Source organism: Mycobacterium sp. ITM-2016-00316 (assembly GCF_002968335.2).
In the GTDB taxonomy this organism is placed as follows: Bacteria; Actinomycetota; Actinomycetes; order Mycobacteriales; family Mycobacteriaceae; genus Mycobacterium.
Genome location: NZ_CP134398.1, coordinates 3050018 through 3071950 on the forward strand (window position 1 = coordinate 3050018; position 21933 = coordinate 3071950).

Genomic DNA, 21933 nt, shown 5'->3' on the forward strand with positions numbered 1-21933 from the left:
CTGCCTCCTACATGGTGGGTTCGACATCGGCAGGCACACTCGGCGATCGCCTGGAACAGGCGTGGCTGCAGTCCTGCACGGGAGCCGGCCGTACCCTCGTGCTGCTCGGCGATCCCGGCATCGGAAAGTCAAGTGCGCTCGCTCAACTCGCGCACCGCATCGGGCCGACAGCCCATGTGGTGAGCTGCCGCGGCGGCGATATCGCAGCACCGATGTCCACCGCCGCCGAGATCGCCGCGGTGCTGCCGATCACGACACCGGTGGGGTCGGTGGCCGGCGAGGTGGACGCCTTGCAGGTCGCCGACATCCTCAGCGCCGGACTGTCGAGGGCCGCCGGAACAACGCTGTTGATTGACGATATCCACGACGCCGATGCCGCCAGCCGAACAGCCCTGAACCTGGCCATGCGAAGATCCACGGATGCCGCCGTCTTCGTGGTGGTGACCGGTCGCCGGGTTCCGTCGGCCGAGAGTTTCGCCGAGGGGTTCGACGTCGAAGAGCTCACCGGGCTGGATCGGGTGGCCGCCACCGCGGTGCTCGAAGCGGCGAGCACGGTGCCCATCGCCCCGGCGGTCATCGAGCAGCTCCTGGATGTGGCGGCCGGTAATCCACTGGTACTGCGCCATCTCCCCGACGCGTTGACACCGGAGCAACTGTCCGGTGCGCACCTGCTACCGGAGCACATTCCACTCGTCGGGGATCTCCGCGCCGTGTTCAGCCGACAGTTGCCCCGCCCCGGCACCGCGGGGCGGACCCTGTTGGAGTTGGCCTCGCTGTCGGCCGACGGATCCTGGTCGGTGCTGCGGTCGATGCGCCCCGGCATCGCCGAGGCGGCGCTGCACACCCTTGAGGACAGCGGCCTGGCCGCCTTGCGCTCCGGAAGGCTGACCCTGCAGCACCCGTTGCTGCGCAGCGCGACCGTTGCCGCCATGCCCCACCAACACCAGCGCCGGCTGCACTTGGAATTCGCCGACTGCGCGGCACTTTCGGACACCGTCCGGCTCGTGCACCGCGCGCACGGCACCCTGGGACCGGACGAAGCCTTGGTTGACGAGCTCGTCGGCGCAGCGCGCACACTTCGGTCCAGAGGCGGCACGGAGCCGGCCGCACGTCTCCTGGACCGTGCCATCGATCTGACCGGCGATGACTCCCGCCGCGCCGAGCTGAGGGTGCTGGCTGCCCGGCAATTGGCTACGGCCGGACAGACCGACTCTGCGCGGTACCGGCTAGAAACGGTGTTGGCAGATCCCGCATCCCACGAACTACACGTCGCGGCGACGGTGTTGCTTGCCACGCTGGAAGCGGTGGGCGGCGCGCCGGCGATGGCGTTGCACCGTCTCAAGGAATGCGCCATCGTGGCCTCACCGGCCGAGGCCGGCATGGTGCACGCCCGGATGGCCATACCGCTGGGAATGCTCGGGATGGTCAGCGAGATCATCGAGACCGCCACGGCGGCGGTCGCTCTCAGCGATCCACTCTCGACCGATTCCCATGTGGCGCGGGTGATCCTCGCCCATGCCCTCAGCGCCCGGCACGAGAATCGATCGGACGAACTCGTCGATGGCATACCGGAGGAATTGGACCTCGTCGCCGCCGTCACCTCCGACCCGATGATCGGCCTGCATTACGGGCGGGCGTTGTCGATCGCCGAACGATACGAGGCCTCGGCGGCGGCGCTGACCGAACTCAGCGCTCAGTTGCGGGGCGAGGGAGCGCGGTCTGCGCTGGCCATGGTGTTCGGCGCGCTCGGCGAAACCTATGTTCGCGCATCGCGCTTCGATGACGCCCTGATGTGTCTGGATGAGGCGACTGCGCTCAGCCTGGCAACCGGCCAACGGGCGTTCGCGCCGTTCTGGCTCTCGCTACGTGCGCGGGTGCACGCTATCCGCGGTGATGACCACACGTCCGCCGCAGACCTGGAACTCGGCTTCGCGATCTCCGATGAACTGTCCACCTTCGGCGCGCGTTACTTTCTGTTGGCCAATGCGGGACTGGCCGCGTTGACCGCACGTCGGCCCGACGACGCGGTCGCCGCGCTTTCCGAGTGTTGGGCATTCGAACAGGTCGGCGGACTCCTCGCCCCGCAGCTGGCCCGCTGGCACGTCGACCTGGTCGAGGCCTACCTCGCACTGGGGCGCAGCGACGACGCGCGACCGGTGGTGGAGCACCTCCAGACGGTTGCGGCAGCCGTCGGGTCCAGCCGATGGACCAAGGCCACCGCCTGCCGCGCCGAGGCACTACTGCGCCGCGGTACCGATCCGGCAGGATCACTTCGCCTTCTCCACCAGGCAACGGCGATCTATGATCCCGCGCACGACGCCTTCGACCGGGCGCGCACCTTCCATGACATCGCGCGGTTGGCCGATGACGCGACGGACCGCGAGCACGCACGTGCCGAGGCGCGCAACGGATTCAGCAGACTTGGCGCTGCCGCATGGGCAGCGAAGGTCGACCGGCGTACCCCCGAGCTCAGCGCGCTCACCGAAGCGGAATCCCGGGTACTGACCGAGGTCGCCAACGGACTGACGAACCAACAGATCGCCAAGCGACTCGGCCTGAGTGCAAAAACGGTGGCCAACCACCTCTACCGCGCCTACCGAAAACTCGGCGTCGCGTCGCGTACCGAAGCGGCTCGTTTCGTGCTGCTGCATGACGAGAAGGCAGGCGAATCGGCGTTGAGAACTTGACATGTGTCAAGTAAGGTGCGGTCATGCTTGCCGAGGACATTCTGACCACCGTGCCGACGACGACAGCGGAGGCGCTCGCCATGTTCGACGCCGCCCCCGGTGTCGAACCCGATTTCATGATCGGCACCTGGCACGGCGCCGAACTGCCGACCAAGCACCCGATGGACGGACTGCTTGCAGCCAGTGGTTGGTGGGGAAAACAGTTCGTCGATGCCGAGACCGTGCATCCCCTGCTGTTCCCTAAAGATGGTGGCACGGCCCTGTGGGCGTTGAACCCAGTGCTCGCGTTCGGCGGCCTGGGCATCGCCACGAAGGTGCCGCTGGTGCGCAACCTGTCCCTGGTTCAGCCCATCTCGGCCTTGCGGCCCGCACTGCGCACCAAGGCGCCCAAGGCTCGGCTGCGCACCACCCGATACCGCGGAATCGACAGCGCGACAATGATCTACGACAATCTCCCGATCAACGACGTCTTCCGCAAGGTCTCCGAAGACACCGTGATCGGCGCGATGGACTACCGGGGCGGCAAGCGCCCGTATTTCTTCGTCCTGCAGCGCGACGACTCGCTACCCGTCGGGTAAGGGCTGCGGCCCGACTCAAGCGATGATGCGCACCAGATAGGGAGTCATCGAGCCGGTGCGCACGGCCGAGACCGCGACTCCCGAATCGGTGGCTTCCAGCATCTGCCCGTTGCCCACGAACAGCGCCACGCTCTGCGTGCCCTCCGGGCCGAAGAAGATCAGATCGCCGGGCAGCGCTTGGTCCGGCAACACCTTCTGGCCGACCTTGTACATCTCGCCGGACGAGCGCGGCAGCTTCACCCCGACACCGGCGAAGGCGTAGACGATGATGCCCGAGGCGTCGAACCCCACCACGTTGGCAGCCGGATCAGGGGTCGCCGGAAGGCTCGGAACGAGCGGCGACGCGACCGGGGCCGGTGGCGCCAGCCCGGGGAAGTTCAGGCCGGGTACCCCGCCGGGGATGGCGGCGGCAGCCGGTTCCGCTGCGGCCGGGGTCTCGCGGACGACGCCACGGGTGGGACCGTTCGCGTCACCACCGCCGTAGGCGAACGGCACGCCACGTTGGGCCAGCGCCCGCGCGATCACGTAATCGACCGCCTGCTGGTTGCGAGCTGGGCGGGTATTGAATGGATCGGCCGATGCGACACCAGGAGTCACTGTCAACACAGCCAGGCCGAGCAGCAGGGCACAGAAGCGTCTCATCGGGTCGTCAACTCTTTCGATCAGGGCGGATACCGCGACGACCCATAATTGACGGGCGTCACCGCTATTTCTACCGACCGATTCAACTGTTTCCCAATTCGACTGCGGGACAGCGCAAATGAGATGCAGATCCGTGACCGGAAAGAGACTCCCGTACCCGGGCCGTAATCGATCCGCGACCGTGCCGACACCATCGCGACGGTTCGCAGAATGCAGAACGGCACCGGTCCGCGCGACCCGAAGGCCGTGCTGACCGGTGCCGTTGCGGCAAGCCGGATTACTTCAGTGCGGCGAGCGCGGCATCGTAGTTGGGTTCCTGCGCGATCTCGGGAACCAGCTCCGCGTAGGCGACGTTGCCGTCGGCACCGATCACCACGACGGCGCGGCCCAGCAGGCCGGCGAACGGCCCGTCGACGAGGACGATCCCGTAGTCCTCGCCGAAGCTGTCCCGGAACGCCGAGGCCGTCACCACGTTCTCGATGCCCTCGGCACCGCAGAAACGGCTCTGCGCGAACGGCAGATCCTTCGACACGTTCAGCACCGCCGCGCCGGTCGATGCGGCGCGCTCGTTGAACGTCCGGACACTCGTCGCGCACACCGGGGTGTCCACCGACGGGAAGATGTTGAGCAGTACGGCCTTGCCGCTGAACTGGTCACTGGTGACCGCACCGAGGTCGGTACCGACCAGGGTGAATGCCGGAGCGGACGTGCCGACTGCGGGCAGCTCGCCGGCCGTGTTGATGGGGTTTCCCTTGATGGTGATCTGTGCCATGGCCACCAGTCTGTCAAAGACTGGAGCGCTCGGGTGCCACAGGGGTATGTGACGATGCATGGCACCATCGAATCGTGATCGTCCTGCCCGACGCGGTCCTCGCGATGGCCGCCCGCGGACACGAATGGCAGCGTTGGGTCGACGACCTGCCCAGGTCGGTCAGCAGCCAGCTTCAGGAGTGGGATCTCACCGCGAACGGTGCACCCCAATACGGATTCTGCTCGATCGTGCTGCCGGTCCGTGCCGGAGACGGTGAATCCACCATGCTCAAAATCGCTTTCCCCGACGACGAATCCGAACACGAACACCTGGCGCTGCGCCGCTGGGACGGCCAGGGAACCGTGCGCCTGCTGCGCGCCAACCCTCACCGCCGCGCAATGCTGCTGGAGCGGCTGCATGCCCGCAACCTCAACGACGTCTGGGACCTGGAGGCGTGTGAGATCGTCGCCGGACTGTACGAGCGAATCCACGTCCCCGCCCTGCCGCAGCTGCGTCCGCTGGTCGGGTTCATCGAGAAATGGAACACCGACCTGGCGCAGCTGCCGCGCAGCGCCGCGCTGCCGCACCGGCTCGTGGAGCAGGCGCTGTCACTGGGCGCCGATTTCGTGTCCGACCCGGCCAGCACCGGCACGCTCATCCACGGCGACCTGCACTACGAGAACGTGCTGGCCGGCGACCGCGAACCGTGGCTGGTGATCGATCCGAAGCCGATGAGCGGCGATCCCCACTACGAGGTCGCGCCGATGTTGTGGGACCGCTGGGACGAGCTTGCCGGTTATGTCCGCGAAGGCGTGCGGCGCCGCTTCTACACCCTGTCCGAGGCCGCCGGGTTGGACGTCGACCGCGCGCGGGCGTGGGTGATCGTGCGGATGATGCACAACGCGATGTGGGAACTCACCGAGAACGAGGTACCGGACGCGAAGTGGCTGACCACCTGCGTGGCCGTTGCCAAAGCAGTCCAGCAATAGCCCGAATCCCGTTCATCCACGGCCGCGCGAATGCTGCTGTCAATGTCCGACCCGGTCGGTAGTATCGCACATATGTTCGAAGCTCTGGATCGGGTCGCACTCGCCGCGTTGAGCGATGAGGCGCTCATCTGCGCGGTCACGACGATGACCCAGACCGAGGCCAGGGCCGCTGCGCAGCGGTTGGCGTTGATCGGCGAAGTGGTGGCCCGCCAGTGCGATGACGAGGACGACACGGCTGCTCATCAGGTCATTGATGGCTGGGCGTGGGCCCAGGCCGCGGTCGCGGCGGCCTGCAACCTCAACCCTTATGCCGCGTCCAAGCAGATGCGCATCGCCCAAGCGTTGCGCGACCGGCTACCCCGCACCGCGGCCCTGTTCGCCACCGGTGCGATCTCGGCGACGGTGATCGATGCGATCACCTGGCGCACCCATCTGGTCGTCGACGAGGACGCGCTGGTGTTGATCGACACCGCCATCTCCGGCGAAGCAGGCGAGTATGGGGCGCATTCGGAGAAACAACTGATCGGCGCGGTGGACCTCTGGGTGGAGAAATTCGACCCCGAAGCCGTCGTGCGCTCCCGGCGGGCCGCCAAAGACCTCTATGTCGAGTTCGACGACAAGGACGACCCGAACGGGGTGGCCTCGTTCTGGGGACGGCTGCGGGTCACCGACAAGAAGATCCTGGAACAGCGCCTCGACGCCCTGGCCGACACCGTCTGCTCGAATGATCCGCGCCGCCGCGGGGAGCTGCGTGCCGCGGCCCTGGCTGCACTCGGTGTGGTCGGGCCCGCCCTGGAGCGGCTGGCCTGTGAGTGCGGGGACACCGGCTGTGAGGGCAGCGGGAAGGATCCGCGCGCGGGCGCAGTCACCATCTATGCGCTCACCGACCAGGCGCCCGCCGCCAGTGAAGACACCCCGCCGCAGACCACGCCGGGCACCGCGGGCACCCCGGACTCCGAGCCGCAACCGCCTGAGACTGCGGAGACCGAACCCGCTGCACCCGAGCGCGAGCCGCAGACACCGGCCGCGGAGTCCGAACCCGCGGGACCATCCGAACCCGCCGCGCCGGCGGCCAGCACCGAACCCGCGGGACCCGCCGCCCCTGCGGCCAACGCCCGCCCCGCGCCCGCGGCCGGCGCCCAACCTGCGGTGTGCAATCCCAGCCCCGGGGTGATGCTCGATGGCGCCATCATCCCCGCCGCCATGCTGGCCGAGCTGGTCGCCGGCGGCGCCACCGTGAAACCGCTATCGGAGATCGCCGATCTACCCGCCGAACGGCAGTACCGGCCGTCGGCCGCCCTGACCGCGTTCGTCCGGATGCGTGCCATGACCTGCAGCTTCCCCGGCTGCAACCGGGCCGCGCACCGCTGCGACCTCGACCACCTGACCCCGTGGCCGGCCGGAGCCACCCACCCCGGCAACTTGGCGCCGCTATGCCGTCTGCATCATTTGGTCAAAACCTTCAGCGGCTGGACACCCACCGCGAAACCCGACGGCAGCATCCAGTGGACAGCACCCACCGGACACAGCTACCAGAAGGCCCCCGGCGCGGCAATCCTGTTCCCACACTGGAACATTGACACACCCATCCCGCGAAAACGCGCGATCACCCTCATCGACGACACCGACCGCGACACCACCGGGCCCCGTCGAAAAGCGATGCCGCTCCGACAACGCACCCGCGCCCAAGACCGCGCGCAGCGCATCAACACCGAACGCGCACGCAACCAACTCGAACGCGCGCTCAAGCGCGCCGACAACAACAGCGATCCGCCGCCCTTCTGACCGCGCAGAGGCGATGCCGCTCAGCCCGACACGCTGACCGGCAACGACAGCATGCCGCGCAGCGTCACATTCGGTTTGTACTGCGGGTCACCACCGAGTTCGGCCTTCGGGAAACGCTTTGTCACGGCGGACAAGGCGATTGATGCCTCCAGCCGTACCAGCGGCGCACCGAGACAGAAGTGGGCGCCGTGCCCGAACCCCAGATGCCTGATAGCGGCCCGGTCGGGATCGAAGACATCGGGGTTCGCGTTCGCCGCCGGGTCACGGTGCGCGGCGGCCAACAGCACGATGATGGTGTCGCCCTGGGGAATCACGGTGTCCCCCAGCCGCATCTCCTCGGCCGCGACACGGCCCAACAGCTGAGCAGGCGGATCGAAACGCAGCGTCTCCTCGATGACGCGCAGCGCTCTCGACGGATCGGCCCCCAGTGCCGCCCACTGCGTGCGATCGCGCAGCATCGCCAGCACCGACGTCGCCATCAGGCTCACCGTCGACTCGTGCCCGGCGATCAGCAGCAGATTGCAGGTCGAGATGATCTCGTCCTCGCTGAGCTGATCACCGGACTCCTCGACCGCGATCATCGCCGATATCAGGTCGTCGCCGGGACTGCTCCGGCGGCGGCTGATCAGCTCACGGAAGTACTTCCGCAGCCATTTCCCGGCCTCGATGCGGTCGGTGAACCCTTCCGGCACATCGCCGGTCGCGGTGAGGAACGGGTCCACGGTCTGCGCGAGCAGGGTGGAGGCGTGCCCAAACTTGGGTTCATCCTCAACCGGCACACCGAGCAGGCGGCAGATCACCGCCACCGCGACCGGGTAGGCCAGGCCGCTGACGGCATCGAACTCGCCGCGCTCCTCCGCGGCGTCGAGTAGGCCGTCGACGGTGGCGACGATCTCGTTGCGCAGCTCGTTGATGACCCGCGGCGCAAATGCCTTGGCCACCAGTTTGCGCAGCCGGGTGTGGTCGGGCGGATCGAGGAAAAGGAAGGCCGGGGTGCGGCGCTTGTCGACCAGTCCGGCCAGCCCGAACGGTCGCGGTTCCTCACCGGCGGCGATCTGGCGTTGCGCGATGGCCGACTTCATCCGGTCACTCGACGCCGCCGGATGTCGGATCACGGCGTCGCAGTCGGCGTACGAGGTCAACACCGTCAGGCTGATCTCGGGGATCTGCAGCGGACCGTGTTCGCGCAGCGCGCGGTACGCCGGGTAGGGGTCGACGCGGTTGGACGGCGCAAGGGCCTGCCCGAGCAGGACCGCCGGTTCGGACACCGAAATCATCTCCTCATTGTGCAATCGCGCTTTCCAGCCGTGAACGCCACCACCGGATTCGGGCCGGATCGGTGACCGAATATCGGTCCAACAGCTCCGACAGCGGCGCCGGCGACATGGGCGCGACCGGCAGAAATCCATCGACCGGAACCAGCCTGCGCGAGTCTGCCACCAGGTCCCCGTCCAGCAACGAGCCCGAGCCCAGGGTGCCGGCGAACGGCAGCTCGGGCAGTGCGCCGGCCAGCGCGACACCGACCGCCACCCCGATGCTGGTCTCCACCCCCGAGGTGACGGAGCACGGCAGCCCGCACGATTCGGCGATGCGCAGCGCCCGTCGGGCCCCGCCGAGCGAACCGCAGTGCAGCACGGCGATATCAGCGGCCTCGGCCAGCCCCGGATCGCCCAGCGCCCGCTCCAACGAATCGACGATGGCGATCCGGACATCGACCCGTCGTCGCACCGCGGAGAGTTCCGCGATGCTCCGGCACGGCTGCTCGACGAACTCGAGTCCGCCCGCGGCGCGATCGAGCGCCGGGACCGCGGTCACCGCAGCCTCGACCGACCACCTGCCCTTGGCGTCACAGCGGATGGCACCGTCCGGGCCGAGCGCGTCGCGCACCGCGGCAATTCGCGCGACATCGTCTCCGAGCGTGCAGGCCGGGTCGGCCACCTCGACCGCAGCCGTCCGGCAGCCCGAGGCCGCGACCAGGTCGTGGGCCCGCGCCGGGTCCGTCACGGGGACGGTCACGGCGACCGGCACCCGTCCGCGCCGGGCATCCGGCCAGCCGACGGTGCCGGGTTCGGTGGCGGCGGTGAGCCAGCGCACGAGCAGATGGTCTGGGCACCCGGGCGGTGGGCTGAACTCCCCCCAGCCCTGCGGTCCCTCCACGAGGACGCCCTCGTGCATGGTGGCGCCGTCGCGCATGGGGATGGCGAACACCGGTGCGGTGTCCAGATCGATCAGCGTCTGCACAAGACCTGCACGCTAGCCGAGTTCTTGCCGGGACGAGCGCAGCGACGGCGAAATGGTCGAACCTGCGGCGGGGGCATCATCGAATCGTGTACAGCGGCACCAGCATTTCGGCCGGTGTCAGCGATCCGTGATGACCGACCAGCTGCGACTGCAGCGGTTCGGCACCCGATCGGATGATGGCCCGATCACCGTTGGCCACCACCACCACATCTCCGATGCGGGGTTCGACGCGCGCGTGCACGGTCGGGCCGAACCAGCCTGCGCCGATCACCTCGGCCCTGGTGAGGACGGTGAAGTCAGCACCGAGCCCAGCCCGCCAGGCCGCCGCCACATCCGGGGCGGCCCCGGGTTCGGTGTACACATGCCGCGCACGCGGTTCCCCGCCCAGCCCCCGCACACCGGCGCGCAGTTCGGCGCGCTGATCGAAGTCGACCGGATCATCGACGTGCACCATGCCGTGGTCCGCGGTGACGATCAGGGCGGAACCGGGCGGCAACCGTTCGGCGATGAGGCGGACGGTCAGGTCGATCTGCTGCAGTTCCAGCGCCCACGATTCCGAGCCAGGCCCGCGCACGTGACCCGTCAGATCCAGGTCCCCGTGGTAGGCGTAGACGAGGCTGCGATCCCCCGCACCGAGCGCACCGACCACCCCGTCGACCAGATCTCCGGACGAAAAGGTGGGCCGGAACTCGCCGCCGCGCAATGCCGCCCGGGTCAGACCCGAACCCGCCTGATACATCGGCGCCACCTGCGTCACCACCACGCCGTCGGCAGCTGCCCGCTCGAAGGCCGTCGCCACCGGCTGAAACTGCTCGGGAACAATCTCTTTGAGCAGATCGACCTTCGGTCCCTCGCCCATCAGCCGCCACTTGAGCGGGTTCATCAACCGATCATGATCGGGCACCGCCAGCAGGTAACCGACCAGGCCGTGCTCCCCGGCGGGCAGACCGGTGCCCAGCGAGGCCAGACTGGCCGCCGTGGTGCTGGGAAACCCCGCCGTCAGCGACTGCGCGGGCCGGGCCGCCAGAAACGGCGCGACCTCGCGGCGGGCCTCGACCAGTTCAGCGCCCATCCCGTCGATGAGCAGGATCGCCACCCGCCGCACGCCGTCGAGCCCCAGTCCGACGCGGTCGGTTTCCCCGGCCACCCCCAGGACACCGAGCACCGAGGGGACCAGATCGGCGAGGGCGCCGTCGCCGTAGTGCGGAGTGACGAACATGAGTGTCAGGTTATGCGCCCGGCCGTACCGACCGGGGGCCACTAGGCTGACCGCATGTCGAGCGTGCTGACAGTGAACATCGCCCATCCGCGGACCAACCCCGACACCCGCAAGAAGCCGACCGGCATCGACAAGCGCCCCACCGATGCCGCCGTCGAGGTGCGTCCACCCGGTCCCATGCGTGGCGGTCTGGGCAGCGGGCTGGTAGGCGATCTGGTGAGCGAGCAGAAGCACCACGGCGGCGACGATCAAGCCGTGTACGCCTACGCCAGGGAGGATCTCGATGCCTGGGAGAGCGAACTCGACCGGCAGATCGGCAACGGCGTCTTCGGGGAGAACCTGACCACGGCGGGTATCGACGTCACCAATGCGGTCATCGGTGAACGTTGGCGCGTCGGAGACGGCGGACTGGTCCTGGAGGTGACTCGGCCCCGCACACCGTGCCGGACGTTCTCGTCGTGGCTGGAGATCGACGGCTGGATCAAGAGGTTCACCGATCGCGGTGTGCCCGGCGCCTATCTGCGCATCATCGCGCCCGGAGTGGTGCGTGCCGGAGATTCGATCGAGATCCTCGAGCGTCCCGGCCATGATGTGACAATCGCGCTGGTGTTCCGCGCGATGATGAAGGATCCGGGTCTGCTGCCGTCACTGCTCGTCGCCGACGCCTTGCCGGAACCGTTGAAGGACAAGGCACGCCGCCGCGCGCACGCCTAGCGGACCGGAGGCAGCTCCGCCGCAATGAGCCCGGCGATCCGCTCGGCCAGATAGCGGTGCCCGACATCGGTGGGGTGCACCCCGTCGACGGCGATCAGGTCGGGTCTGCCCACAAACCAGCCTTCGGCGAGCGGATCCACGAATCGTGCCCCCGACGCCATGGCGACGATGGACAGGGCGTCCCGGATCTGAGTGATCCGCACGGGAACGTCTGGGGTGGGCCACGGCGGCCCGATCACCAGCAAGCGCGCCGTCGGCGCCCGGTGCCGCGCGAGATCGAAAGCACTTCTGGCCAATCCGGCCACATCTACCGCCTCGACCGGCTGATCGTTACGGGACCCGAAGAACACCACCAGGGCGTCATCGGGCCGGACCGCCCGAGCGGTCAAGTCTCCGAACGTGCTGTTGTGATCGCCACGCACCCCGTAACCGGCACGCCCCTCGGCAGCGATATCGGCCGTGACCGTCCTGCCCTGATCGGCCAGGATCCGCCAGGCCAACGCCGGCCAGCCATTGACGCCGAGGCCGCCGAGATCGGTGCCGGTGGTGTAGGAGTCGCTGATGACGGCGATCCGGCTGAGCGCTGTTTCCCTCCCGGCGAGCTGCACCGACGGTGCAGCGGGCGAGACCGCGGTGACCAACAGCGCAAGCGAGACCACCAGACCGGCCACACGACGCACGACATCCTCCTGCTTGAAGTACCCGCGTAAGCCTACTGGACCACGCAGATAAACTGCCGCACAGAAGTATTCGCGTCAGGCCGACAATTTCGACTCGGTGCGGTCGGTGTCGGTCGCCTGCATTCTGGGCACCGTTCCCCGGATGTCCACCATGCGGCGCATCCAGTGCCGGGCCGGCTCCTCCACCACGTGATACAGCAGCGCCGAACAGGCCAGCGTCACTGCGAAGATCGCCGTCAACAACCACGGCCCGGCCGGCCCTGCCAACACCAGCTCGAACTGCTCTGCCGCCCAGTTCCACGCGGTGTGCACCAGTTCATGAACCATGTACAGGCTGAACGAGATCTGCCCGCCATAGACCAGAATGCGGGTCGACAGCAGCGCGGTCAGCGTGCCCGACCCGATGGACAGCATCACGACCAGCGGGACGAACAGCAGATCCACCACGCCGCCACTGTCCATCACCCCGGGAATGGGATGCCCGTCCAGCCAGTACAGCGTGCCGACGATCGTCCCGAGTAGGAGAATCGAACACACGCCGGCCAGCATCCGCGTGCGATGGCTGGGATCGAGTCGGCGCACCGCCGCGCATGCGATCGCTCCGGCGGTGAACTGCAGCAGGATGCGCGGTAGCCAGCTCCACGGCGTATAGAACTGGCCGCTGGCCAGCAGGAACATCACCGGCGGCAAGGTCGTCGCGAACGACAGCAGAAGCAGGCTGCGCGCGCGGGTGGCCCGCGCCAGCCGGAAGATGACCAGCGCCAGGAAGCCGAAGGTCAGGTACGCCAGCCACTCGGCGCTGATCGACCAGGCCGGGCCGTCCCAGCTGGAGCCGTCGAAGTACGGCTGGAACCACAGTTGCACCAGGAAGAGCTGACGTACGTAGCTGGTCGCGGTCAGGGTGTCGGCGTTTTCTGCCGGGACGTGCCCGACGTTGAGGGTGAAGATGATCCACAGCGCGGCCAGATGCAGCGTCACCAGATAGACCGGCCACACCCTGGCCAGCCGCATCCACAGGAAATGCAGGGTGTCACGTGTCGACCAGGACGGGCCCATCCGGTCCAGATAGTTCCAGGCCAGTACGAAACCGCTCAGGATGAAGAAAAGATCGACGCCCTGTGCGCCGCTGTCGAGCACGGGCGCCAACGCGGAACTGACATCCGGCACCGCCTGCGCAAGCAGCGGGCGGAAGTGGAACAACACCACCCAGATTGCGGCGAAGAAACGAAGACCGGTGAGGGCCTTGATTTCTCCGCTACGCACAACACTCTTTCCCCGAGTTCCGGCTTTTCACTTACGCTTACGCGCGCTGGCCGGGCGGACCGCTCCCCAACGTCCAGGCAGCCGGCAGTGATCGAAGAATATCAGCGCTACCGGTTCGGCTGGGTGAGGCCGAAATTGGGCCGTTGCTGAAGCTTTACGATCCGGGCGCGACGGGCGGCGCGGGTGCAGGTTGCGGCGGGTTTGCCTCGAACTGCGCGGCGTTGCGGTTCAGCGTGTCCATGTAGAGCTTCCACTGCAGCGCGGCCATCACCGGAGACATCCCGGGCGCGGGCGGCGGCTGGTTGGTCAGCGTCCAGGTCTGACACCCGGTGGTTTTGAACGAACCGTCGTCGGCTTTGATCTCGACGATCTGGGGCTGTTTGGTGAAGGCCCGGTCCAGCGTCTCGCCGGGCTCGCCCTCGGTGACGACCGGTGCCATCCGCCGCCAGGAGCAGGTGCCCTCGGGGAACGGACCGGCCGAGGCATAGACGCCGGGCACGATATCGGTTCCGACCTGGTAGGTGCCGTCCTTGTCGATGACGTTCAGCGGCGCGGCCGGCGGCCCGTCGGGTGCCGGTTCCGAGCTCACGGGCGGAGCCGGTGGCGCCGGCTCGGCGGGCTCGGCAACCGCCGGACCCGCGGCGATCAATCCGGCGAACGCCAACCCGGCAGCGGTGATCATCGGCTTTGTGAACCCCATGACCGACAAGGGTAGGCCCGATGCGGCGCAATCCGGAATTCCGTGGGTGCCGTCACAGGGGCGACCCCGCAGCCTCGCGGAGGCCGACCTGAAGGCTGGCTGAGAGGTTGCTGAAAGCTTCGTCGAGTCCGCACACCGGCACCTGCGAGCGTGGTGCGATGTGACATCGCCGCTGCTAGAGGGCACGAGAACGAGCACCGGCCGGCGCGCTGTGCGACTGCACAATATCGATGCGACGCAACTCTGTTATATGAGCTAAGCTCTCGCTTACCTAAGCTAACCTGTGGCGAAGGTGAGAGTTTTCAAAGTCGCCGGCCTGCACCGGGCTTGAACGACTCCCGAGGTCGCGACGAGGTGAGAAGGCAGCGGGGAACTCGATTCACGATGACGACGATTCTGAAACGCGCGTGGATCCCTCTGGTCATCGTGGCGGTGGTCCTGGTGGCGACGTTCACCGTGATGCGGGTGCGCACCTTTTTCGGGACCGGGCCCGGCTACATCTCGACCGAGAACAGCGCCTCCGATGACACCGAGCCGTTCGACCCGAAGGTCGTCAAGTACGAGGTGTGGGGTGAGCCCGGGGCGACGGCCAATGTGAACTACATGGATCTCGATGCTCGCCCGGTGCGCGCCGACAATGTGACGCTGCCGTGGGAGATCACGCTGAGCACCACCGCGCCGTCGGTGTTCCCGACCATTTCCGGGCAGGGCGATGGCAGCACGCTGTCGTGCCGGATCACCGTCGATGACGAGGTGAAGGATGAGCGCACCGTCGACGGCGTCGGCGCCCACACCTACTGCCTGGTGAAATCGGCATGAGTACGTCCCCGGACCCCGAGGCCTTCCCCGCAGCGCCGCCGCAGCGTCGGGGCGTCATCCCCCGCACCATCCGCACGCTGGCCGTCCCGATCATCCTGGCCTGGATTGCGCTGCTGATCGTCCTCAACACCGTCGTCCCACAGCTGGAGACGGTCGGGCAGATGCGGGCGGTGTCGATGAGCCCGGACAGCGCGCCGTCGATGATCGCGATGAAACGCGTCGGCTCGGTCTTCGAGGAATTCACCTCCGACAGCTCGGCGATGATCGTGCTCGAAGGCGACGAGCCGCTCGGCGAGGCGGCGCACGCGTTCTACGACGAGATGATCGACAAGCTCGAAGCCGACACCAAGCACGTCGAGCACATCCAGGATTTCTGGGGTGATCCGCTGACGGCCTCGGGCGCGCAGAGTGCCGACGGCAAAGCCGCCTACGTCCAGGTGTATCTCGCCGGCAACCAGGGTGAGGCGCTGGCCAACGAGTCGGTCGAGGCGGCCCAAGAGATTGTCGAGAGCCTCACCCCGCCACCCGGCTTGAAGGCGTATGTCACGGGCCCGTCGGCACTGGCCGCCGATCAGCACATCGCCAGCGACCGCAGTGTGCAGGTCATCGAGCTGCTGACCTTCACGGTCATCATCGCCATGCTGCTGATCATCTACCGGTCGGTGGTCACCACGGTGTTGGTGTTGGCGATGGTCGTCGTCGAACTCGGCATCACCCGCGGTGTGGTGGCGTTCCTGGGCTACCACGAGATCATCGGACTCTCCATGTTCGCGGTGAACCTGCTGGTGACCCTGGCGATCGCCGCATCCACCGACTACGCCATCTTCCTGATCGGCAGATATCAGGAAGCGCGTGCGGCCGGTGAGGACCGGGAATCCGCGTACTACACCATGTTCCACGGCACCGCGCACGTCGTGCTCGGCTCGGGTCTGACCATCGCGGGTGCGACGTTCTGCCTGCACTTCACGAAGCTTCCGTATTTCATGTCGCTGGGCATCCCGTTGTCCATCGGCATGGTGGTGGCGGTGCTGGCGGCCCTGACGCTGGGACCCGCCGTCATCTCGGTCGCCACCCGGTTCCGCAAGATCCTGGAGCCCAAGCGCGCCATGCGCACCCGCGGCTGGCGCAAGATCGGCGCAGTCATCGTGCGCTGGCCCGGACCGGTGCTGGTGGGAACGATCGCCCTGTCGATGGTCGGCCTGCTGGCGCTGCCCGGCTATCAGACCAATTACAACGACCGCCAGTACCTGCCCGCCGACCTTCCCGCGCAGGTCGGCTACGCCGCGGCCGACCGGCATTTCTCGCAGGCCCGGATGAATCCGGAACTGCTGCTGATCGAAAGCGATCACGACCTGCGTAACTCGGCGGACTTCCTGGTGATCGACAAGATCGCGAAGTCCGTCTTCCGGGTGCCCGGGGTCGGCCGCGTGCAGGCCATCACCCGCCCGCAGGGAACCCCGATCGAACACACCTCGATCCCGTTCCAGATCAGCATGCAGGGCACCACGCAGAAAATGAACGAGAAGTACCAGCAGGACATGATGGCCGACATGCTCAAGCAGGCCGACGACATGCAGTCGACCATCGAGAACATGGAGAAGATGAGTTCGATCACCGTGCAGATGGCCGCGGTGACGAATTCCATGGTCGGCAAGATGAAGACGATGACGCTCGACATCGCCGAATTGCGGGACAACATCTCCAATTTCGACGATTTCTTCCGCCCGATCCGCAACTACTTCTACTGGGAACCGCACTGCTTCAACATTCCCGGCTGCTGGGCGCTTCGCTCGATCTTCGACACCCTCGACGGCATCGACGTGATGACCGACGGCATCGAAGACCTCATTCCGGACATGGAACGGCTCAACGCGCTGATGCCGCAGATGGTCGCGCTGATGCCGTCGATGATCGCGACGATGAAGAACATGAAGACCTACATGCTGACCATGTATCAGACCCAGAAGGGCATCCAGGATCAGATGTCGGCGATGCAGGACAACTCGTCGGCCATGGGTGAGGCGTTCGACGCCGCGCAGAACGACGACTCCTTCTACCTGCCGCCGGAGACGTTCGAGAACGAAGACTTCAAGCGCGGCATGAAGAACTTCCTGTCCCCCAACGGACACGCGGTGCGTTTCATCATCAGCCACGAGAACGACCCGATGAGCCCGGAGGGAATCGCCCACATCGAGGCGATCAAGCAGGCAGCGAAGGAGGCCATCAAGGGCACCCCGCTGGAGGGCTCCAAGGTCTACCTCGCCGGCACCGCCTCGGTGTTCAAAGACATGGCCGAAGGATCCAAGTGGGACCTGATCATCGCCGGAATCGCGTCCATCGGACTGATTTTCATCATCATGTTGATCATCACCCGCAGCGTCGTGGCGGCCGCGGTGATCGTCGGCACGGTGACGGTCTCGCTGGGGTCGGCATTCGGGCTGTCCGTGTTGATCTGGCAGCACGTCATCGGGATCCCCTTGCACTGGATGGTGCTGGCGATGGCGGTGATCGTGCTGTTGGCCGTCGGCGCAGACTACAACCTGCTGCTGGTCGCGCGCTTGAAGGAAGAGATCCACGCGGGCGTGAACACCGGCATCATCCGCGCCATGGGCGGCACCGGTTCGGTGGTGACTTCGGCGGGTCTGGTGTTCGCGTTCACGATGATGTCCATGGCGGTCAGCGAGCTGACGGTGATCGGACAGGTGGGCACCACGATCGGTCTGGGTCTGCTGTTCGACACGCTGGTGATCCGGGCGTTCATGACACCGGCCATCGCGGCGCTGCTGGGCAAGTGGTTCTGGTGGCCGCAGCGGGTGCGCCAGCGCCCGGTTCCGCAACCGTGGCCCCAGCAGCCGGTCGCCGCCGGTGCGCCTGAACCAGAGCGGGATTGGTCATGACATCGAGCAGGCTGGCCGCAGTATCCGGCGCGTTGATTGCCGCTGCGATAGGACTGGCGGCGCCCGCGCAGGCCGATCCGGACAGTGACTTCGCCAAGGAGTTGCACACCTACGGGATCTACGGGCAGAAGGACTTCAACGCCTGGATCGGCAAGATCGCCTGCAAACGCCTCGACCGCGGCGTCGACGTCACCGCACAGGACTCGGCGAAGTTCGTCTCCGACCAACTGCTGCGCGGCTCCAGCACCGAACAGGCCTACCAATTCCTCGGCGCGGCAATGAATTACTACTGCCCGGACAAGCGCGTCCTGCTCACCCAACAGTAGGGAAGACCGATGCCACTCAAGAAAAAGCCACTCAAGAAGCTGAGCCTGGCCACCCTTGCCGCGGCCGCCGCTCTCACCCTCGCCCCCACCGCGGCGGCCGACGCCACCGAGGACTACCCGATCCCGCGCAAGATCCTGCACACCCCGTGCACCGCCGAGCAGATCCTGGCAGCCACCCGCGACACCAACCCGGTGTACTACGAGCGCTACATGATCGACTACAACAACAAATCCCCCGAGGTGCACCGCGCCGTCCAGGACCGCATCCACTGGTTCTTCGCCATGGACTACGCCGGCCGGCGCCAGTACTCCGAAGACACCGCCACCAACGCCTTCTACGAACAGCTGGCCTGGAACTGGCCCAACTGGGCCAAGATCTTCTTCAACAACAAGGGCGTCGTCGCCGCATCCACCGCGGTCTGCATGAACTACCCACCCGACGACATGTCGGTCTGGGTCTGGTAGATACCTGCACACGACACCGAAATGGCTGCTCCCGATGTTCGGGGCAGCCATTTTGCGCACCGGTGCCGGCAGCCCGGAATACGTTGCTTCCCAGCAGTTTTGGATGGTGAAGCAGCTCAACAGATTTCACGCCGCACGACCGGGGTCGCCGGGCCCACAAGAACTTTGCGAGAACTCAAGATCGATGCAGAGCTACCCCTGAATTACGTCCTCGGACAAAGCCGTTCATGTGCGCTTCTGTGAGTTGCGCTGGGGTTTTGACGAGATGTGAAGGGGGTCACAGAATTTTGCCCGCCTACAAAGAGCTCTGTTAACGTCCGTCCGCATGTTTGCTGTAGCTTCACTTCTGGCGCTTGTGAGCCAGGTGTCAGGGACGCCATACATTTCGGGCGGGGACTCCCCCGCAGGGACCGATTGCTCGGGCCTGGCATCATGGGTCAGCAACGCCGCGACCAATCGACCGGTGTTCGGTGACCGGTTCAACACCGGAAACCAGGAAAGCGCTCTGCTGGCCCGCGGCTTCCGGTACGGCACTGCGCCCGGGGCACTCGTCATCGGCTGGAACAGCGGCCACACGGCCGTCACCCTGCCCGACGGCACACCGGTCTCCTCCGGTGAGGGTGGCGGCGTGAAGATAGGCGGCGGCGGCGCCTTCCAGCCGCAGTTCACCAAGCACATGTACCTGCCGATGGATCCGCCCGCACAGCCCGCGCCGGAGGGCATGATGCCGCCTCCGCCGCCAGGCTTCGCTCCCCCTGCCCCTGGCGAACTGCCACCGCCGCCCGTCGGCGCGATGGCGCCGGTACCGCTGGATGTGCCTCCGCCGCCGGCTCCGCTGAATCCTCCGCCCCCGACTCCTCCGGCGACGTTCCCGCTGTAGCGACTTCTAGACGTACCTGGGCCGGCCCGCGAGGGCCCCCAGGATGATCTGGATGACGTAGACCACCGCCAACATCACCCAGGGCACCGTCCAGCCGCCGCTGAGTTCATGCAGCAGACCGAACACGAACGGTCCGACGCCGGCCAGCAGATATCCCAGACCCTGAACCATGCCGGACAGCCGCGCGGTGTCCTCGGCGGTCCGAGCCCGCAACGCAATGACCGCGAGCGCCAGCGAGAACACACTCATTCCCAGCCCCAACAACACCGTCCACAGCAGGGGCGCGGCGGCAGGCGCGATCGCCAGGCCCGCCACACCGGTGATGCCGAGCATCCCCAGCCCGACAATCCAGCCGCTCTGACTCGGTCGCCGCGAGGCCATCGGGGCGACCACGATGCTGATCGGCACCGCGATCACGGCGTTGAGGCCGAGGAGCAGACCGGCATCGCCCTTGCTCATGCCGTTGTCGATGAACACCTGCGGCAGCCAGCCCATCACCACGTAGGCCAGCAGTGACTGGCAGCCGAAGAATCCGGTGATGATCCAGGCCAGCCGACTGCGCAGCAGCGAGCGGCCGTGCGGGACCACCATCGCCATCCGTGGAGCGGGCCTGGCCGCGGCCCGGCGGCGCTGCATCGCGATCAACCACACGATCAGCGCCGCGGCCGCCAGGACGGCCCAGGCACCCAGCGCGAATCTCCAGCCGCCGAGCATCTCGTCGAGCGCCGGAGTGACGGCCGAACCTGCCGCCCCGCCGCCCTGCAGCGCTGCGGTGTAGATACCCGTCATCAAGCCGATCCGGGCGGGGAAGGAGCCCTTGATCACCACCGGAATCAGCACATTGATCAACGCGATACCCGCAGTCGCGACCAGGGTGCCGCCGATGACGACATGCGGACCGTCGATCACCCGCAGCAGCAGCCCGGTGGTCAGGACCAGCAGCGCAGCCGCGATCGCCGAACCGATGCCGAAGCGACGAGCCAGCCACGGCGCCGTGAGGCCCGCCGCGGCGAAGCACAGACCCGGCAGGGTCGTCAGCAGCCCGGCCCACAGCGCCGAGGTGCCCAGATCGTCACGCATGTCCCCGAGCAGCGGGCCCACGCTGGTGATCGCGGGCCGCAGATTCAGTGCGGTGAGGACGACCGCCACGACCAGGAGGGCACCACCGGCCGCCACCTCGGAGGGTCGCAGATCCACCGATCCGTCGAGGTCGGGCTCAAGGTCGTCGAGCGCGCTCGTGTGGCGACTTCCATTCACCTGAACTACCCTGCCATACATCCCATGATTGGATGAAAGGGGTTTACTGTGCCTTTGGCCACCACGCGCCGCACCGGGCTGGTCGACCAGGTCATCGAGCAGCTGCGCTCGTCGGTCAGCGCCGGCGAGTGGCCCGTCGACACCAGGATCCCGACCGAACCCGCCCTTGCCGAGACGCTGGGTGTCGGCCGCAACACGGTGCGCGAAGCCGTCCGAGCACTCGCGCACAGCGGCATCCTCGAAGTCCGCCAGGGTGACGGTACCTATGTCCGGGCCACCAGCGAGGTCTCCGGTGCACTTCACAGGTTGTGCGGCACCGAGTTTCGCGACGTCCTTCAGGTCCGTCGCTGCCTGGAGGTCGAAGGGGCCCGGCTGGCCGCGACAGCTCGGACATCCGAGGACCTCGATGAACTCTGGAAGCTCCTGGATCGCAGCGAAGCGTTGCGCGAAGAAGGCGGCGACGAATTCGCCCGAGCGGATGCCGAACTGCACTTCGCGGTGGTCAAGAGCTCGCACAACCCCGTGCTCACCGAGCTCTACCGCGGTCTTACCGAGGTGGTGTCGGCGAGTGTGATCACCACCCAGGAGGTACAGCCCGTCGCCGAGTTCGCCCGACACCGTGGGCTGATCGAGGCGATCGCCGCGCAGGACGCCGCACGGGCAGGCCGTGAAGCCGGCGGCTTCCTCGACGAACTGCTCGACCGGCTGCCCAACAAGGCCTGACCGGTTTACTCGGGGGTCAGCGCGTCGCTGTTGACGAAGGTCAACGAGCCTGTGTCGAGCAGAACCGCCCAACGGCGAGCAGGATCGGCGATGTGGTTGTCACCGATGTCCACGGAATAACCTGCACTGTCCCCGAAATCGTCGACGACGAGACCGAGTTCCTCGTCATCGGTCCCGGCATGCACACGTACCCGCACATCCACCGCGATTCCATGGTCGTCGGTGCCGCCGGGCTCGGCGCCGACAATATCCTGAGCTGTCACGGGCGCTCCCCTGTCATCTGCGGCGACCGCGGCAAGCGGTCGTCGTGCGATCGA

At 67.1% G+C, this 21933-nt stretch carries 21 protein-coding genes; 11 read left to right on the top strand and 10 right to left on the bottom strand.

Annotated elements, in window-relative coordinates; all coding sequences use genetic code 11:
* Positions 1-11 precede the first annotated feature (11 nt).
* Positions 12-2687 carry a LuxR family transcriptional regulator gene (locus C6A86_RS14720; protein WP_105363689.1) on the top strand — a complete coding sequence of 892 codons (2676 nt, stop codon included), beginning with the start codon at positions 12-14 and terminating at the stop codon, positions 2685-2687.
* Positions 2688-2710: 23 nt separating this feature from the next.
* A complete protein-coding gene (locus C6A86_RS14725) occupies positions 2711-3265 on the top strand; it encodes a DUF4334 domain-containing protein (protein ID WP_105363688.1) in 555 nt (184 codons plus the stop codon).
* 15 nt (positions 3266-3280) lie between these two features.
* Here C6A86_RS14725 and ripD read toward each other — a convergent pair whose 3' ends face one another.
* Together ripD and tpx are read right to left on the bottom strand one after the other, a co-directional pair.
* Complete coding sequence (gene ripD, locus C6A86_RS14730; protein WP_105363687.1) at positions 3281-3907, bottom strand: NlpC/P60 family peptidoglycan-binding protein RipD; 627 nt, start codon at positions 3905-3907, stop codon at positions 3281-3283.
* A 277-nt stretch (positions 3908-4184) separates the two neighbouring features.
* The gene (tpx, locus tag C6A86_RS14735; RefSeq protein WP_105363686.1) at positions 4185-4679 is read right to left on the bottom strand and encodes a thiol peroxidase; all 495 of its coding nucleotides are present in this window, start codon (positions 4677-4679) and stop codon (positions 4185-4187) included.
* A 74-nt stretch (positions 4680-4753) separates the two neighbouring features.
* On the opposite strand from tpx, the gene C6A86_RS14740 reads away from it, so the two are divergent.
* Positions 4754-5647 (top strand): aminoglycoside phosphotransferase family protein, encoded by an 894-nt coding sequence (locus C6A86_RS14740; RefSeq protein ID WP_105363685.1) that lies wholly within the window; start codon positions 4754-4756, stop codon positions 5645-5647.
* Between the two features lie 72 nt (positions 5648-5719).
* Entirely contained in the window at positions 5720-7432 is a 1713-nt protein-coding gene (locus C6A86_RS14745) for a DUF222 domain-containing protein (RefSeq protein ID WP_311100709.1), read from the top strand.
* A gap of 20 nt (positions 7433-7452) precedes the next feature.
* Here C6A86_RS14745 and C6A86_RS14750 read toward each other — a convergent pair whose 3' ends face one another.
* The 3 genes from C6A86_RS14750 to C6A86_RS14760 form a co-directional block, all read right to left on the bottom strand.
* Positions 7453-8709, bottom strand: a complete 1257-nt coding sequence (locus C6A86_RS14750; protein WP_105363684.1) for a cytochrome P450 — start codon at positions 8707-8709, stop codon at positions 7453-7455.
* Positions 8710-8713: 4 nt separating this feature from the next.
* Positions 8714-9673 carry an o-succinylbenzoate synthase gene (locus tag C6A86_RS14755; RefSeq protein WP_105363683.1) on the bottom strand — a complete coding sequence of 320 codons (960 nt, stop codon included), beginning with the start codon at positions 9671-9673 and terminating at the stop codon, positions 8714-8716.
* 76 nt (positions 9674-9749) lie between these two features.
* Positions 9750-10892, bottom strand: coding sequence for an alkaline phosphatase family protein (locus C6A86_RS14760; protein ID WP_105363682.1), 1143 nt, complete (start codon positions 10890-10892; stop codon positions 9750-9752).
* Positions 10893-10946: 54 nt separating this feature from the next.
* Here C6A86_RS14760 and C6A86_RS14765 point away from each other — a divergent pair, with 54 nt between their 5' ends.
* Entirely contained in the window at positions 10947-11606 is a 660-nt protein-coding gene (locus tag C6A86_RS14765; protein ID WP_105363681.1) for an MOSC domain-containing protein, read from the top strand.
* Here C6A86_RS14765 and C6A86_RS14770 read toward each other — a convergent pair.
* The 3 genes from C6A86_RS14770 to C6A86_RS14780 all read right to left on the bottom strand — a co-directional run bounded on the left by C6A86_RS14770 (position 11603) and on the right by C6A86_RS14780 (position 14249).
* Positions 11603-12286, bottom strand: coding sequence for an Rv0518 family GDSL lipase (locus C6A86_RS14770; protein WP_105363680.1), 684 nt, complete (start codon positions 12284-12286; stop codon positions 11603-11605). The genes C6A86_RS14765 and C6A86_RS14770 overlap by 4 nt on opposite strands.
* 75 nt (positions 12287-12361) lie before the next feature.
* Complete coding sequence (locus tag C6A86_RS14775) at positions 12362-13549, bottom strand: acyltransferase (protein ID WP_311100710.1); 1188 nt, start codon at positions 13547-13549, stop codon at positions 12362-12364.
* Between the two features lie 154 nt (positions 13550-13703).
* Positions 13704-14249, bottom strand: coding sequence for a hypothetical protein (locus C6A86_RS14780; RefSeq protein ID WP_105361408.1), 546 nt, complete (start codon positions 14247-14249; stop codon positions 13704-13706).
* A gap of 384 nt (positions 14250-14633) precedes the next feature.
* Here C6A86_RS14780 and C6A86_RS14785 point away from each other — a divergent pair, with 384 nt between their 5' ends.
* From C6A86_RS14785 to C6A86_RS14805, 5 genes are all read left to right on the top strand, one after another.
* Positions 14634-15068, top strand: coding sequence for an MmpS family transport accessory protein (locus C6A86_RS14785; RefSeq protein ID WP_168144783.1), 435 nt, complete (start codon positions 14634-14636; stop codon positions 15066-15068).
* A complete protein-coding gene (locus C6A86_RS14790) occupies positions 15065-17965 on the top strand; it encodes an MMPL family transporter (RefSeq protein ID WP_311100711.1) in 2901 nt (966 codons plus the stop codon). Before C6A86_RS14785 ends, C6A86_RS14790 begins: the two co-directional genes overlap by 4 nt.
* Positions 17962-18291: a DUF732 domain-containing protein gene (locus C6A86_RS14795; protein WP_311100712.1), complete on the top strand. Its 330-nt coding sequence runs from the start codon at positions 17962-17964 to the stop codon at positions 18289-18291. The genes C6A86_RS14790 and C6A86_RS14795 overlap by 4 nt, the downstream gene beginning before the upstream one ends.
* A gap of 9 nt (positions 18292-18300) precedes the next feature.
* Positions 18301-18756, top strand: coding sequence for a DUF5078 domain-containing protein (locus C6A86_RS14800; RefSeq protein ID WP_311100713.1), 456 nt, complete (start codon positions 18301-18303; stop codon positions 18754-18756).
* 325 nt (positions 18757-19081) lie between these two features.
* Positions 19082-19636, top strand: coding sequence for a glycoside hydrolase (locus C6A86_RS14805; protein WP_105361734.1), 555 nt, complete (start codon positions 19082-19084; stop codon positions 19634-19636).
* Positions 19637-19642: 6 nt separating this feature from the next.
* Here C6A86_RS14805 and C6A86_RS14810 read toward each other — a convergent pair whose 3' ends face one another.
* Positions 19643-20893: an MFS transporter gene (locus C6A86_RS14810; RefSeq protein ID WP_396833635.1), complete on the bottom strand. Its 1251-nt coding sequence runs from the start codon at positions 20891-20893 to the stop codon at positions 19643-19645.
* Positions 20894-20941: 48 nt separating this feature from the next.
* Between C6A86_RS14810 and C6A86_RS14815 the strand changes: the two genes are divergently transcribed.
* Positions 20942-21616, top strand: coding sequence for a FadR/GntR family transcriptional regulator (locus C6A86_RS14815; RefSeq protein ID WP_105361736.1), 675 nt, complete (start codon positions 20942-20944; stop codon positions 21614-21616).
* A 5-nt stretch (positions 21617-21621) separates the two neighbouring features.
* On the opposite strand, the gene C6A86_RS14820 is transcribed toward C6A86_RS14815, so the two are convergent.
* Positions 21622-21879 (bottom strand): hypothetical protein, encoded by a 258-nt coding sequence (locus C6A86_RS14820; protein WP_105361737.1) that lies wholly within the window; start codon positions 21877-21879, stop codon positions 21622-21624.
* Positions 21880-21933: the final 54 nt, after the last annotated feature.

What these genes read in the sequence shown, in the direction of transcription:
- tpx (WP_105363686.1), bottom strand. Translation starts at nt 4,679, where the DNA reads ATGGCACAGATCACCATCAAGGGAAACCCCATCAACACGGCCGGCGAG.
- C6A86_RS14805 (WP_105361734.1), top strand. Translation starts at nt 19,082, where the DNA reads ATGTTTGCTGTAGCTTCACTTCTGGCGCTTGTGAGCCAGGTGTCAGGG.
- C6A86_RS14790 (WP_311100711.1), top strand. Translation starts at nt 15,065, where the DNA reads ATGAGTACGTCCCCGGACCCCGAGGCCTTCCCCGCAGCGCCGCCGCAG.
- C6A86_RS14745 (WP_311100709.1), top strand. Translation starts at nt 5,720, where the DNA reads ATGTTCGAAGCTCTGGATCGGGTCGCACTCGCCGCGTTGAGCGATGAG.
- C6A86_RS14720 (WP_105363689.1), top strand. Translation starts at nt 12, where the DNA reads ATGGTGGGTTCGACATCGGCAGGCACACTCGGCGATCGCCTGGAACAG.
- C6A86_RS14785 (WP_168144783.1), top strand. Translation starts at nt 14,634, where the DNA reads ATGACGACGATTCTGAAACGCGCGTGGATCCCTCTGGTCATCGTGGCG.
- C6A86_RS14795 (WP_311100712.1), top strand. Translation starts at nt 17,962, where the DNA reads ATGACATCGAGCAGGCTGGCCGCAGTATCCGGCGCGTTGATTGCCGCT.
- C6A86_RS14750 (WP_105363684.1), bottom strand. Translation starts at nt 8,709, where the DNA reads ATGATTTCGGTGTCCGAACCGGCGGTCCTGCTCGGGCAGGCCCTTGCG.
- C6A86_RS14765 (WP_105363681.1), top strand. Translation starts at nt 10,947, where the DNA reads ATGTCGAGCGTGCTGACAGTGAACATCGCCCATCCGCGGACCAACCCC.
- C6A86_RS14800 (WP_311100713.1), top strand. Translation starts at nt 18,301, where the DNA reads ATGCCACTCAAGAAAAAGCCACTCAAGAAGCTGAGCCTGGCCACCCTT.
- C6A86_RS14780 (WP_105361408.1), bottom strand. Translation starts at nt 14,249, where the DNA reads ATGGGGTTCACAAAGCCGATGATCACCGCTGCCGGGTTGGCGTTCGCC.
- C6A86_RS14725 (WP_105363688.1), top strand. Translation starts at nt 2,711, where the DNA reads ATGCTTGCCGAGGACATTCTGACCACCGTGCCGACGACGACAGCGGAG.
- C6A86_RS14760 (WP_105363682.1), bottom strand. Translation starts at nt 10,892, where the DNA reads ATGTTCGTCACTCCGCACTACGGCGACGGCGCCCTCGCCGATCTGGTC.
- ripD (WP_105363687.1), bottom strand. Translation starts at nt 3,907, where the DNA reads ATGAGACGCTTCTGTGCCCTGCTGCTCGGCCTGGCTGTGTTGACAGTG.